This window comes from Bacillus sp. FSL R9-9497 (genome assembly GCF_038005805.1).
GTDB lineage: Bacteria > Bacillota > Bacilli > Bacillales > Bacillaceae_G > Bacillus_A > Bacillus_A cereus.
Map to the genome: position 1 here is coordinate 1968875 of NZ_JBBOTY010000001.1, position 12196 is coordinate 1981070.

Sequence of the window (12196 nt, forward strand, 5' to 3'; positions counted from 1 at the left end):
ACAAATGAAGAAATATTATACAATTGTGGGTATTATAAGTATTATTCTCGTGGCAATATTACTTATAACTTGTCCGAAAGAATCAGATTTTAAAGTGTATGTAGAGGATAAGTATGCGTTGAATTGTAATGAGAGTAGTTTTGAATGCACGCAAAATGTAGATGGTAAAAAAGAAAAACTACAATTTGAAAGTACAGATGCACGAAATGGTGTATTCTTTATGACTGTAAAGCAAACATTTAAAACAGAAGCTGGTGTTTCAAAAGAATATAGCGGAGTAGGAATGTTTGGTACATTTCTTTTTGTTTCAGAGAAGACTTTCTAGTAATAGAAGGTCTTTTTTTTATGCTTATGTTCATATAGATGAAGTAAGACAAGCATAGGAGGGATAGCGATGAAGAACACATGTATCGTTTGCGGTGGTGAGGAGTTTTTTTCCTCAACGTTATATGCACGTACGAAACAAGATTGGGCATATGCACCAAACATGTATCGATTTGAAAAAGTATTTATTGAGCATCGAGATGAAGAAAATTATCCAGTGTTTCAAGAAATTACAGCGAAACATTGTTGTGGATGCGGTCATATTATGTTGTATCATGAATGAACACACCAAGTATAACTTGGTGTGTTTTTTTAAAACGCTGACAAAGCAAGCGGATAAAGTAAAGTAAATAAAACAGAAAAACTACCAAAACCAATTGCTGTATATCCAAGTGTTCTTGCTCCGAAATTGACAGCTAATAAGCCAACTAAAATTGCTAGGGAGCCGAGCGTAACGGGATAAAAAGCAATGGAGAATAACGAAAGAAATAAAGCGACATAGCCTACCATTGCGCCGGTATTTGTACCTTCTATCTCATTTGCAATTTCTTTACGCTTATGTCTAATTGGAATGCCAGCTGGTGATATTTCAGCAGCATACTCTTCGTTTTTTTCACCACTTTTAAAATGATGATTTCTCTTTCTTCGCATGTACATCCCTCTCTTTCAATTGGGTGTATCTATAGTATCTTTCAAAATGAGAAGAGCATGAGTATGAGTTAAACCCAAGTAAAGCAAAAATTGGAGAATACGCATTCCATCGTTAACATATCCATCTCCTAGTGAAGATAAAGTGTGGGATTTTTTCCACTAGGACTGATTATCAGCCAGCAACAATTGGATTTTTATGAGCAGTTCTCTCCCATTAACTGATCCGCATCCATTGAATTTTGAGGTAGGTATCTTACTGCAAGCGGGATAAAACAGGAATTTTGGAAAATGATGTAGAATGAAATGAATGATAATACGTGAAGGTAGGGGAATGTATGACGAAATTTAATTGGCATGAATCAGCAGAAAAGAAATGGGATAGTAGTGCAGAGTTTTGGCATCAAAATAGTCAAGAGATGTGGGACAGCGGGAGTAGGAGCACAATTATTCCGTTTTTTGAACAATACGTGAAGAAAGAAGCACTAGTGCTCGATGTTGGTTGTGGTGATGGGTACGGTACATATAAATTAAGTCGCGCAGGCTATAAAGCAGTGGGAGTAGATTTATCGGAAGTGATGATTCAAAAAGGTAAGGAACGCGGAGAAGGACCGAATTTATCTTTTATAAAAGGAGATCTTTCTGCATTACCATTTGAAAATGAGCAATTTGAATCAATTATGGCAATTAATTCTTTAGAATGGACGGAAGAGCCATTACGAGCGTTAAATGAAATAAAGCGTGTGTTAAAGAAAGATGGATATGCATGTATTGCAATTTTAGGACCGACAGCAAAGCCACGAGAGAATAGTTATCCTCGCTTGTACGGAAAAGACGTTGTTTGTAATACAATGATGCCTTGGGAATTTGAACAGTTAGCGAAAGAACAAGGTTTTAAAGTTGTAGATGGCATCGGCGTATATAAGCGCGGAGTAAATGAGAAGATGTTAGGTCAACTACCTACAGAGTTGCAACAATCGTTAACATTCTTATGGGTATTTATGTTAAAAAACGTATAAAGAAATGAAAGAATTTTTAGGAGGTAAATAAGTGCAGAAAATACAAAAAACTGATACAATATCATCAGAACCAATTAAAGGGGGACTAGGGTATATGACAACTACTACAACAGTGAAATCCGATATTGAAATCGCACAAGAAGCGAGTATGAAGAAGATTCAAGAAATTGCAGCTGATTTAAATATTTTAGAAGATGAATTAGAGCCATACGGGCATTATAAAGGTAAGTTATCTCTTGATATTTTTAAGCGCTTACAAGATGAGAAAGACGGTAAAGTTGTTTTAGTAACAGCAATTAACCCAACTCCAGCTGGAGAAGGTAAATCAACAGTAACAGTTGGTTTAGGTCAAGCTTTTAACAAAATTGGTAAGAAAACAGTAATTGCACTTCGTGAACCATCTCTTGGACCGACGATGGGATTAAAAGGTGGAGCAGCAGGTGGCGGTTTTTCACAAGTCGTACCAATGGAAGACATTAACCTTCACTTTACTGGAGATATCCATGCGATCACAACTGCCAATAACGCATTAGCAGCGTTTATTGATAATCATATCCAACAAGGAAACACACTTGGAATTGATACGCGTAAAATCGTTTGGAAACGCTGCGTTGACTTAAATGATCGTGCCCTTCGTAACGTAGTAATTGGTCTTGGTGGACCTGTACAAGGTGTACCACGTGAAGACGGTTTTGACATTACAGTAGCATCTGAAATTATGGCCGTGTTCTGCCTTGCAACAGATATTCAAGACTTAAAAGCACGTTTATCTCGCATCGTAGTTGCCTATAACTTTGCAAATCAACCTGTAACGGTTAAAGATTTAGGTGTAGAAGGTGCGTTAACACTATTATTAAAAGACGCATTAAAGCCGAACTTAGTACAAACGTTAGAAAATACACCAGCTATCATTCATGGCGGACCATTTGCGAATATCGCTCACGGTTGTAACAGTGTTATCGCTACAACAATGGCAGCAAAATTAGGTGATTATGTTATTACAGAAGCTGGATTCGGTGCTGATTTAGGCGCTGAGAAGTTTTTAGATATTAAAGCTCGTGCAGCTGGCATTAAACCAGAAGCAGTTGTTATTGTTGCGACGATTCGTGCGCTTAAAATGCATGGCGGCGTTGCAAAAGATCAATTAAAAGAAGAAAATGTAGATGCATTAGCAAAAGGTATGGAAAACTTACAGAAGCATGTTGAAACAATTCAAAGCTTCGGTGTGCCTTTCGTAATTGCAATTAATAAATTCATTACAGATACAGATGCAGAAGTTACATACTTACAAGAGTGGTGTAATGAGCGTGGCTATGCAGTATCCTTAACAGAAGTTTGGGAGAAAGGTGGCCAAGGCGGAGTTGACCTTGCTGAAAAAGTACTAAAAGAAATCGAAAAAGGTGAAAACAACTACGCACCACTTTATGAATTAGAATTACCCTTAGAAGAAAAAATTCGTACAATTGCTCAAAAAGTATATGGCGCAAAAGATATTGAATTTGCTCCGAAAGCACGTAAGCAATTAGCTCAATATGAAGGAGAAGGTTGGAGTAACCTACCAGTTTGTATGGCGAAAACACAATACTCTCTTTCTGACGATGCAACAAAATTAGGTCGTCCATCTGACTTTATTGTTACAATTCGTGAGTTAAAACCATCTATCGGTGCAGGTTTTATCGTTGCGTTAACAGGTACAATGTTAACAATGCCAGGTCTTCCAAAACAACCAGCAGCACTTCAAATGGATGTAAATGAAGATGGAAAAGCAGTAGGTTTATTCTAAAAGGTTGTAATTCATCTCGTTTATCTGTAAACTATATATACATCAAGTGGCGCCTTTCCATCGAAAGGCGCCTGTTTTTTGGAGGAAATTATGTTTGATCCAACTGCTTTTGACAATTTAAAAGTAATCGTAGAAGGTGCTGTGTATGATTTTGATCTACATGGAGATATTCTTGTAACAGATCGAAAAGATATGATGGATCTTGCTTCATTAAGTCGTATATATCATATCTCATTTCAATTAACAGAACCGTTTGAACCATTAGTAGAAGCAACATTTTCATTATCTGTGGATGCAAAGAACTTGTCTGGTGAAATACTAGAAGTGCCTCAGTTTACACCAGGTTGTGAAATGAAGCTAGCATTTTCATTCCCGTTAGAACAACCAGAAGTAAAATGCGAAGAAATTGAAACATTAATACGTTCTATATGGGGAAAAGAAAGAATGATTATGCAGAAAGTTTCATACGAATATAATAAGCAAGCGATTTCATATCATAATAAGGTAGAGGTTCTATTTCAAAAAGCGATTACAGAAGACCATGTTGATGATTTAATAGCTGTTATTTCACACATGATAGAAACGGTGCGAACAATACAGCATTTTCTTCAAAAATAGAGATAAAGGAGAAAAACAAATGATAAAAGATATGCAACCATTTTTACAACAAGCTTGGGAGAAGGCTGGTTTTAAAGAGTTAACTGAAATTCAAAAACAAGCGATTCCAACTATTTTAGAAGGACAAGACGTTATAGCTGAATCTCCCACTGGAACAGGAAAAACATTAGCGTACTTATTACCACTTTTACATAAAATTAATCCTGAAGTAAAACAGCCACAAGTTGTTGTTTTAGCGCCAACACGTGAACTTGTAATGCAAATTCATGAAGAGGTTCAAAAGTTTACAGCAGGAACTGAAATTTCAGGTGCATCTTTAATTGGTGGTGCAGATATTAAGCGCCAAGTTGAAAAATTAAAGAAACACCCAAGAGTAATTGTCGGTTCACCAGGCCGTATTTTAGAATTAATTCGTATGAAAAAGCTAAAAATGCATGAAGTAAAAACAATTGTATTTGATGAGTTTGATCAAATTGTAAAGCAAAAAATGATGGGCGCAGTGCAAGATGTAATTAAATCAACGATGCGCGATCGTCAATTAGTATTCTTCTCGGCGACAATGACAAAAGCGGCAGAAGATGCGGCACGTGATTTAGCAGTGGAACCACAATTAGTACGTGTAACACGTGCAGAATCAAAAAGCTTAGTTGAGCATACGTATATCATTTGTGAGCGACGCGAAAAAAATGATTACGTAAGAAGAATTATGCATATGGGCGATGTAAAAGCAGTTGCTTTCTTAAACGATCCATTCCGTTTAGATGAAATTACAGAGAAATTGAAATTCCGTAAAATGAAAGCGGCGGCTCTTCATGCAGAAGCAAGTAAACAAGAGCGCGAAGCGACAATGCGTGCTTTCCGCGGAGGGAAATTAGAAATTCTACTTGCTACTGATATTGCAGCGCGCGGTATCGATATTGACGATTTAACACATGTAATTCATCTAGAGTTACCAGACACAGTAGACCAATATATTCACCGCTCAGGACGTACTGGACGTATGGGTAAAGAAGGAACTGTCGTATCTCTTGTAACTCCACAAGAAGAGCGCAAATTACTGCAATTTGCGAAAAAACTAGGCATCGTATTTACGAAGCAAGAAATGTTCAAAGGATCATTCGTAGAAACGAAACCGAAAGCACCAAAGAAAAAGAAACCAGCATTTACTGGGAAGAAAAAGCCTAGATAAATGATGGAGAAGGCGTAACTATTTGTAGTTACGTCTTTTTTGTTTGTAAACAAGTGATAATGGGAATTGTATTAGTGTTTTTAATGTGCCTATCATATATATGCTTCTACTGGGAGTATCGAAAAAAGGGTAGTTTATTTATTTGGTTTATACGAGGAAATAATATAAAAAAGTCGAATATTAAAATGATGCGAAATAATAAAAAGAAGGTACATATATGGATAGGAAATTAGGAATGTTTTTGAATACAAAATATATTGAAGTAAACGAAGGAATAAAAAAGGCGAGAGAATGGGGGTTAGAATATATTCAATTATATGCTATGAATAAAAACTTTAACTTAGCTAATATTCCAATGGCAGAGTGGAATGCTTTAAAGAAAAGCGTATCTTTTAATGGAATAAAGATTCCATCATTAGCAATTAGCTTCGGAGAAAATGGAATAATAGGAACTGAAGCTGAATGTGTAATAGAGAGTTTTAAATATATTACTGATAAAGGGTTAAGGTTAGGAGCTAACGTAGTAACAGCCCATATTGGGAAAATCCCTGATGATGAAAATAGTGAGTACTATGATAAAATGCTACGTGTTTGTAATGAAATAGGGGACTTAGCGTTCAGATTTGGAGGATTCTTCGCCATTGAGACGGGATCTGAAAAAGCAATAGTATTAAAACGATTTTTAGAAACTGCAAACTCGAAAGGACTAGCTGTTAACTTTGACCCAGCAAATTTAATAAGTGATGTAAATGAAAATCCGTTAGAAGGTTTATTACTATTAAAAGATTATATAGTACAAACTCATATTAAAGATTGTAAAGAAGTGAAAAGTAATAGTTCAAGTAAGTATATAGAAGTAGCAGTAGGGAATGGTGAAGTAGATTTCGATATATTCTTCAAAGTATTAGATAAAATTGGATTCGACGGATATAACATGATTGAAAGAAATGATTATTTTGATGAACTGGATGGGATGAAACAGTCGATAAATTTTGCAAAGAAGTACATACCAACTCAAAAGGAATAACGATAGTATTTGTAGAAAGCTACATAGAATATAAAAACCATTAGGGGGAAATGTAATGATCCATAAAGTAGGACAAATTATGTTATATGTAAATAATCAAGATGAGGCAGTAAATTTTTGGACGGAGAAGGTAGGGTTTCATGTAGTTGCAGAGGAAGATAATAAGCAAGGAATGAGATGGATTGAAATCGCTCCGAAAAGCGGTGCAGAAACGAGCATTATATTACATAATAAAGAAGTTATTTCGAAAATGAGCCCAGAATTGAATCTTGGTACACCGTCCCTAATGTTCTTCTCAGAAAATCTTGATCAATTATATACAGATTTAACAAATAAAAATGTTACTGTTGGAGAAATGGTAACTATGCCTTCTAGTAAAGTGTTTAACTTTGCTGATAGCGAAGGGAATTATTTTGCGGTTATGGAGAAGAACCAATAATAATATTGCTATGTGAAAATCCCCCTCAAATATATTTGAGGGGGATTAAATTTTTGAAGTGGATTTTTCATTAGAGAGTTGTTTAATAAAAAATACTCCTTTTTCAATAGCTGTCTCAATATAGCCAACGATTTGGTCAAACGTAAATACTTGTAAGTCTTCATGCAAATGTTGCTTTGGATACAACATATCTTCAAAAAGATACTTTCGAAAAGCTAAAACGTTTTCTTTAGAAACCTCTTCAATATCCACAATGTGAGCCTCTTGATTGAGAAGAGAGAAAAGCTGTTGTTCTTGATCGTAATGATGAAGCAACTTTGCATTTAACAATTTAAAATCGTTATAGTACAGGGGTGCGATAGTTTCGTCATTCTCTATTCTATTTTTTAGCCAGGGTAGAAAAAATCCACTTAGCCAATTATCATCGGCAATGAGGTGGGTATAATAGCCTAAAATAAATGGGGAATCTATATGTGATTCATATTTATGAAAAAATGAATCATAATCTATTCTTCTCGTATAGTTCTTCGTTGTACCGGCATAAAAATGTGAGGTTCCTTTTTCTTTTTTTGAATGAACAGCATCAGGGGCTACAGCTCCAAGTAAGAAAGAAGTCTTATCGTGAATTGATAGTTTCTCAGCAATACCACTAGCGATAATAACATGCATAATTCGTGATCCCATGAATGCCACCTCTGTTTCCAGTATTCATTTCAGGAAGAGGACTAAACAGTTAGTATTACTTTCCCTGTACTTTTTCTACTTTCGACCCATTCATGTGCTTTCCCTGCATTTTGAAGTGGAAAAGATTTCGTAGCCTTAATTTGTAAACGTCCGTCACGCAAATAACGGAAAACTTCATTTGCAGTTTCTTGGAGCAGTTCAGGACGCTTTTTTCGTGTGGTTCCAAAGCTAAAACCGAGTATAGAGCGACAACTTGCATGTAAATCTTTCGTTTGAAAGTTACCAATTTCACCGCTAGCATTACCGAAATGAACGAGGCGACCGTAATCAGCAAGGCAGTTTAAACTTCTTTCAGAAACAGTTCCAGAAATAGAGTCCAAAATGATATTCACTCCTTCACCATTTGTCAGTTCATTGACTTTCTCTACAAAATCTTCATCTTGATGACAAATAACATAATCAGCTCCAGCATCTAAAGCAATTTCTTTTTTTGCTTCACTTCCGACAGTACCTATAACTGTTCCAGCCTCTAATAGTTTAGCAAGTTGAATAGCAGTAGTGCCAATTCCGCCAGCAGCCGCATGAATGAGTACAGATTCACCTTGTTGAAGCCTTGCAACATTTGCGAGTAAATTATAGCTTGTAAAAGATACGATTGGACAAGCGGCTGCAGTTTGAAAGTCAACTTCATGGGGTAATACGAAAGTAAGATTTTCATTTGCAACAACGTATTCTGCGTAAGATCCATTTTGAGGAAAAGCAATGACACGTTGTCCAGGGTGAATATTTTTCACATGAGAACCGACACGTTCTACAATACCAGTGGCATCTATACCTGGAATAAAAGGTAGTGCTTTATTTCCTTTTTTACCATAACGTGATTTAATATCAGCGAAATTTACACTAGTAGCAACAACGCGAATTAAAACTTGATCTTCTGAAATAGCCGGTAGATCCAAATCTGTATATTTCATCACTTCAGGACCACCGAACGACGTTACAACGATAGCTTTCATCATATATCCTCCTAAATTTGACTATATAAATTATTTTAAATCTTTATCAGAAATTGGAAAATTATATAATAGTTATGTGTGGTTATAAGTGAAGCTTATGAACTCAATGAATCATAATATTAATTTATATAAAAAAACTTTAAAAAAATCGAACGAAATATGAATTACCTGCCAATATATAGTGTAAGACAAAGGAGGGCTGGAATATGAAGGGTGAAATAGATTACGCACATTTAATCCAATTAACTTTATCAGGAAATAAAGAAGCATATAGCAAGTTGTATGATAAAACGATTCAAGAAATATATAAAACAGCACATTTTTTAATAGAGGATAAAACGGATGTAGATGATGTCGTTCAAGAAATATACATACAGCTATATGAATCGCTTCGTAAGTATGATAGCGAGAAGCCATTTCGTCCTTGGCTAATTGGACTTGCGATTAAACAAATTCACTCTTATAGAAGAAAGAGGTGGATGCGACTACGAATTATAAAAAAAGCAGAAGAGCAAAGAAAGTCAGTGCAAATTGATTTTTCTAACGATGTTGTAAGTGAAATATCAAACCAAAAACTAATTGAACTCATTCATAAATTACCGTATAAATTGAAACAAGTTATTATCTTAAGATACTTACATGATTATTCACAAGAAGAAGTAGCACAAATATTACATATTCCAATTGGTACTGTGAAATCTAGAATTCATGCGGCATTAAAGAAACTACGTCAAAAAGAGCAAGTAGAAGAAATCTTTTTAGGAGAGGTAGGGAATGTGAAATGAGTTTAGATTGTAGAGTTAGGGAATCTATACAAGAAGAAGCAAAAGGTATTGTTGCCCCGCCGGATTTAAAAGAAAAAGTAATCGTACAAATAAAAATGAAGCACGGGCGGAGTAAGAGGAAGAAACGCCTTATCGCAGGAGTACTTGCAGCAGCTCTTTTAATCCCGACGACTGGTTTTGCGTATCAATCTATTATGGCGGATGGTATATACGGATCTTTCGAGAATTTAAAAAAACATGCCGGAACGATGACATTAGAGGCGTATATGCGTTTTAGTGCAAAATTATCAGAGGCGAAAGATGAAATGGGTACGAAGGAATATGAAGAGTTTACAAAAGAACTAAAAAAATTAACAAATGCAAAACTTACGTACGGAGATTCGAACGGTAATATTGATTATGATCAATTATTACCGGCTAAAAAAGAGGAATTGAAAAAGGTGGTAATGGAGCTTCATCCGTATTTTGATAAATTAAATGGCCATAAGTCTAGTAAAGAGGTATTAACTCCTGAAGAGTATGAACAATATATGGAAGCATTAATGTCATATCAAACCGTTTTAGTAAAAACGAAATCGAGTGGGGGGATAACAATAGAAGAAGTACCTGAAGCGTACAAAGAAAGATTTATTAAAGCAGAGCAGTTTATGGAATATGTAAATGAAAAGGTGCAATAATTAGAAAAGCTCATAGCCTTAGCTTTGAGCTTTTTTATTGAAACAAAAAAGAGTGTTCAATTATACTTTTTCATATTTGCATTATCTTTTTGTATAAAACAATCTAAAAGGGAATAACCAGCTATTAAACTAATTATCGTAACAAAAGTTGTATTTATTAGAATAATATTAACTAAATAAGGTAGGTATTCTGCAAGTGGTGAAAAGAGTAGTGCTGGGGAAAAGGAAATGAATAGTGTAGGCACTGTAATAGCAATAAATTTATCCGGTTGAAAGCTCCAGTTTTGTTTACTTGTTTCGCGATTAATAGATTGAAGGAATCGTAATAAAATGCCAACTATAAGAGGGAAGAGTGTAAAGTAGAATAATCTTGGATAAACGTTAAAGTTCACTTGCGTGTCTGTATCTAAATAAAATTGAATTTTTACTCCTACAAATAATAATAAGACGATAAATAATGTAAAGCAGAGGTATAGCATCACTTTTTGCATTATATTCCACCATCCTTTACTCAAAATATATTCAAAAAAAGAAGAGATATACAATAACTACTGTTGTATATCTCTTCTTTTACTGTTAGTTAATAGTGGAGTTTGCTTTTTCTTGCTTCGTGAAATAATCAATAATGCCCATTGCACTAATTTCTATATCTAGATGTAAAATATTATAAACGGAATGATCTGATGGAACGTTTAACTTTGTAAGATGAGAAGAGATTTTATCCATTAACAAAGTTTGTAAAGCTTTAGTCGCTTCATCGAAATCATTATACTTTTCAAAGACTTCCTTACCAGTCTGAACGAAAATAGGTAGCCAATGTTCCAGTTGATTGTATACTTCTGTAACATGAGAGGATGCGCCGTAATGACCGAAATAAATAGTATCTACATCCATACTTTGAATATGATTTTTAGAAGCAATCATCGCATCTGGTTGAAATTGTGAAGGGGACGTTGATGGTAGATACAGTTCTACACCAACGTTTGCGAGTTCTCTATAATAAATTCCAATTGTATCACCAGTGAAAACCCCGTTTGTTAATGAATCGTGAATGCTAATATGGTGCTTAGCATGCCCCGGTGTATCGTAAAATGTAAGGATACGTTCTTCGGCAATTTTTAACGTATCACCATGTTGTACAATACGAACACGTTCTTCTTCTATAGGAAGAATTGGATCAAATAGTTTATCAAAATCTTCTTTGTATACAGCTTTTGCACCTAAAATGAGTTTTGTTGGGTCAATCATATGACGAGCACCGCGAGAATGCACATATAAAGTAGCATTTGGGCACTTTTCCATCATTAAACCAGCAGCCCCTGCGTGATCTAAATGAACGTGTGTAACGATAATGTTTTTAACTGCGTTTAAATCAATATGTAATTGTTGTAAGCCGTCTAAAATATACGGAAGAGAAGGGGCTGCACAAGTTTCAATTAAAGTAATATCGTCACCTAATAAAACGTACGTACCAGTTCGTTCATTATGTTGTAAATCGAAATCATCAATCAGATATAGGTGAGAAGATAATTGCTCTACTTTTTTCATATTTACCACTCCTTATATACTGCATGTTTCTATTATACGCTAAAATAGAAAAAAGGCAGAAAACGAAGCTCGTCTTCTGCCTTTTTGTAATATTATTATTTCGTTTGTTGTTTATTAATAGACATAATGAACAGTCCAACAATCCCGCCTACTAATGGAAGCATAATTTCTCCTGCTAAATTAAAGTAGGAGCTTAAGAATAAACCATTTACATCGATTACCCAGCCAGTAACATACAATAACATCATATATAGTACGAAATAAAACTCGCGATTTGAAATCGTTTCATGTTGTGCAGTTTTCATAATGGACACCATCCTTTTCTTTTATAATGGAATATAAACTGTCACATTTTGTTCACATTTCAATTGTAAAACTTTCCATCATAAAAGTCTAGTAGTATGTGTCGAATTTTGAACGGAAATAAAGCGTTATCATT

General features: G+C 34.9%; 16 protein-coding genes. 10 read left to right on the forward strand and 6 right to left on the reverse strand.

The annotated features are described in order from the left end of the window. Positions 1-4 precede the first annotated feature (4 nt). Both MKY21_RS10250 and MKY21_RS10255 read left to right on the forward strand, forming a co-directional pair. Positions 5-325, forward strand: coding sequence for a hypothetical protein (locus MKY21_RS10250; RefSeq protein ID WP_000761171.1), 321 nt, complete (start codon positions 5-7; stop codon positions 323-325). A 69-nt stretch (positions 326-394) separates the two neighbouring features. Next, positions 395-607: a hypothetical protein gene (locus MKY21_RS10255; RefSeq protein ID WP_000798747.1), complete on the forward strand. Its 213-nt coding sequence runs from the start codon at positions 395-397 to the stop codon at positions 605-607. Positions 608-636: 29 nt separating this feature from the next. Here MKY21_RS10255 and MKY21_RS10260 read toward each other — a convergent pair whose 3' ends face one another. Further along, positions 637-975, reverse strand: coding sequence for a hypothetical protein (locus tag MKY21_RS10260; protein ID WP_001253201.1), 339 nt, complete (start codon positions 973-975; stop codon positions 637-639). 335 nt (positions 976-1310) lie between these two features. Between MKY21_RS10260 and MKY21_RS10265 the strand changes: the two genes are divergently transcribed. The 6 genes from MKY21_RS10265 (at position 1311) to MKY21_RS10290 (ending at position 7047) form a co-directional block, all read left to right on the forward strand. After that, positions 1311-1991, forward strand: a complete 681-nt coding sequence (locus MKY21_RS10265; protein ID WP_137074706.1) for a class I SAM-dependent methyltransferase — start codon at positions 1311-1313, stop codon at positions 1989-1991. A 94-nt stretch (positions 1992-2085) separates the two neighbouring features. Next, positions 2086-3774, forward strand: a complete 1689-nt coding sequence (locus MKY21_RS10270; RefSeq protein ID WP_014482011.1) for a formate--tetrahydrofolate ligase — start codon at positions 2086-2088, stop codon at positions 3772-3774. 90 nt (positions 3775-3864) lie between these two features. Beyond that, positions 3865-4392 (forward strand): hypothetical protein, encoded by a 528-nt coding sequence (locus MKY21_RS10275; RefSeq protein ID WP_000460218.1) that lies wholly within the window; start codon positions 3865-3867, stop codon positions 4390-4392. A 19-nt stretch (positions 4393-4411) separates the two neighbouring features. Next, on the forward strand, positions 4412-5581 hold the full coding sequence (locus MKY21_RS10280) for a DEAD/DEAH box helicase (protein WP_000588613.1): 1170 nt from the start codon (positions 4412-4414) through the stop codon (positions 5579-5581). A 217-nt stretch (positions 5582-5798) separates the two neighbouring features. Further along, positions 5799-6608: a sugar phosphate isomerase/epimerase family protein gene (locus tag MKY21_RS10285; RefSeq protein ID WP_098783421.1), complete on the forward strand. Its 810-nt coding sequence runs from the start codon at positions 5799-5801 to the stop codon at positions 6606-6608. Between the two features lie 55 nt (positions 6609-6663). Further along, entirely contained in the window at positions 6664-7047 is a 384-nt protein-coding gene (locus MKY21_RS10290; protein ID WP_153582318.1) for a VOC family protein, read from the forward strand. A 45-nt stretch (positions 7048-7092) separates the two neighbouring features. On the opposite strand, the gene MKY21_RS10295 is transcribed toward MKY21_RS10290, so the two are convergent. Then, entirely contained in the window at positions 7093-7731 is a 639-nt protein-coding gene (locus MKY21_RS10295) for a zinc dependent phospholipase C family protein (protein ID WP_000535630.1), read from the reverse strand. A 41-nt stretch (positions 7732-7772) separates the two neighbouring features. Continuing rightward, on the reverse strand, positions 7773-8747 hold the full coding sequence (locus MKY21_RS10300) for a quinone oxidoreductase family protein (RefSeq protein WP_098783419.1): 975 nt from the start codon (positions 8745-8747) through the stop codon (positions 7773-7775). Between the two features lie 206 nt (positions 8748-8953). Here MKY21_RS10300 and MKY21_RS10305 point away from each other — a divergent pair, with 206 nt between their 5' ends. Together MKY21_RS10305 and MKY21_RS10310 are read left to right on the forward strand one after the other, a co-directional pair. Continuing rightward, positions 8954-9532 (forward strand): sigma-70 family RNA polymerase sigma factor, encoded by a 579-nt coding sequence (locus MKY21_RS10305; RefSeq protein ID WP_098783418.1) that lies wholly within the window; start codon positions 8954-8956, stop codon positions 9530-9532. Further along, positions 9529-10209: a DUF3600 domain-containing protein gene (locus tag MKY21_RS10310; protein WP_000050675.1), complete on the forward strand. Its 681-nt coding sequence runs from the start codon at positions 9529-9531 to the stop codon at positions 10207-10209. The genes MKY21_RS10305 and MKY21_RS10310 overlap by 4 nt, the downstream gene beginning before the upstream one ends. 56 nt (positions 10210-10265) lie before the next feature. Here the strand turns inward: MKY21_RS10310 and MKY21_RS10315 are convergent, their stop codons facing one another. The 3 genes from MKY21_RS10315 to MKY21_RS10325 form a co-directional block, all read right to left on the reverse strand. Further along, positions 10266-10700: a hypothetical protein gene (locus MKY21_RS10315; RefSeq protein ID WP_001174543.1), complete on the reverse strand. Its 435-nt coding sequence runs from the start codon at positions 10698-10700 to the stop codon at positions 10266-10268. A gap of 85 nt (positions 10701-10785) precedes the next feature. Further along, positions 10786-11757: an MBL fold metallo-hydrolase gene (locus MKY21_RS10320; RefSeq protein WP_136986095.1), complete on the reverse strand. Its 972-nt coding sequence runs from the start codon at positions 11755-11757 to the stop codon at positions 10786-10788. Between the two features lie 95 nt (positions 11758-11852). Beyond that, on the reverse strand, positions 11853-12062 hold the full coding sequence (locus MKY21_RS10325; RefSeq protein ID WP_000844984.1) for a DUF3925 domain-containing protein: 210 nt from the start codon (positions 12060-12062) through the stop codon (positions 11853-11855). Positions 12063-12196: the final 134 nt, after the last annotated feature.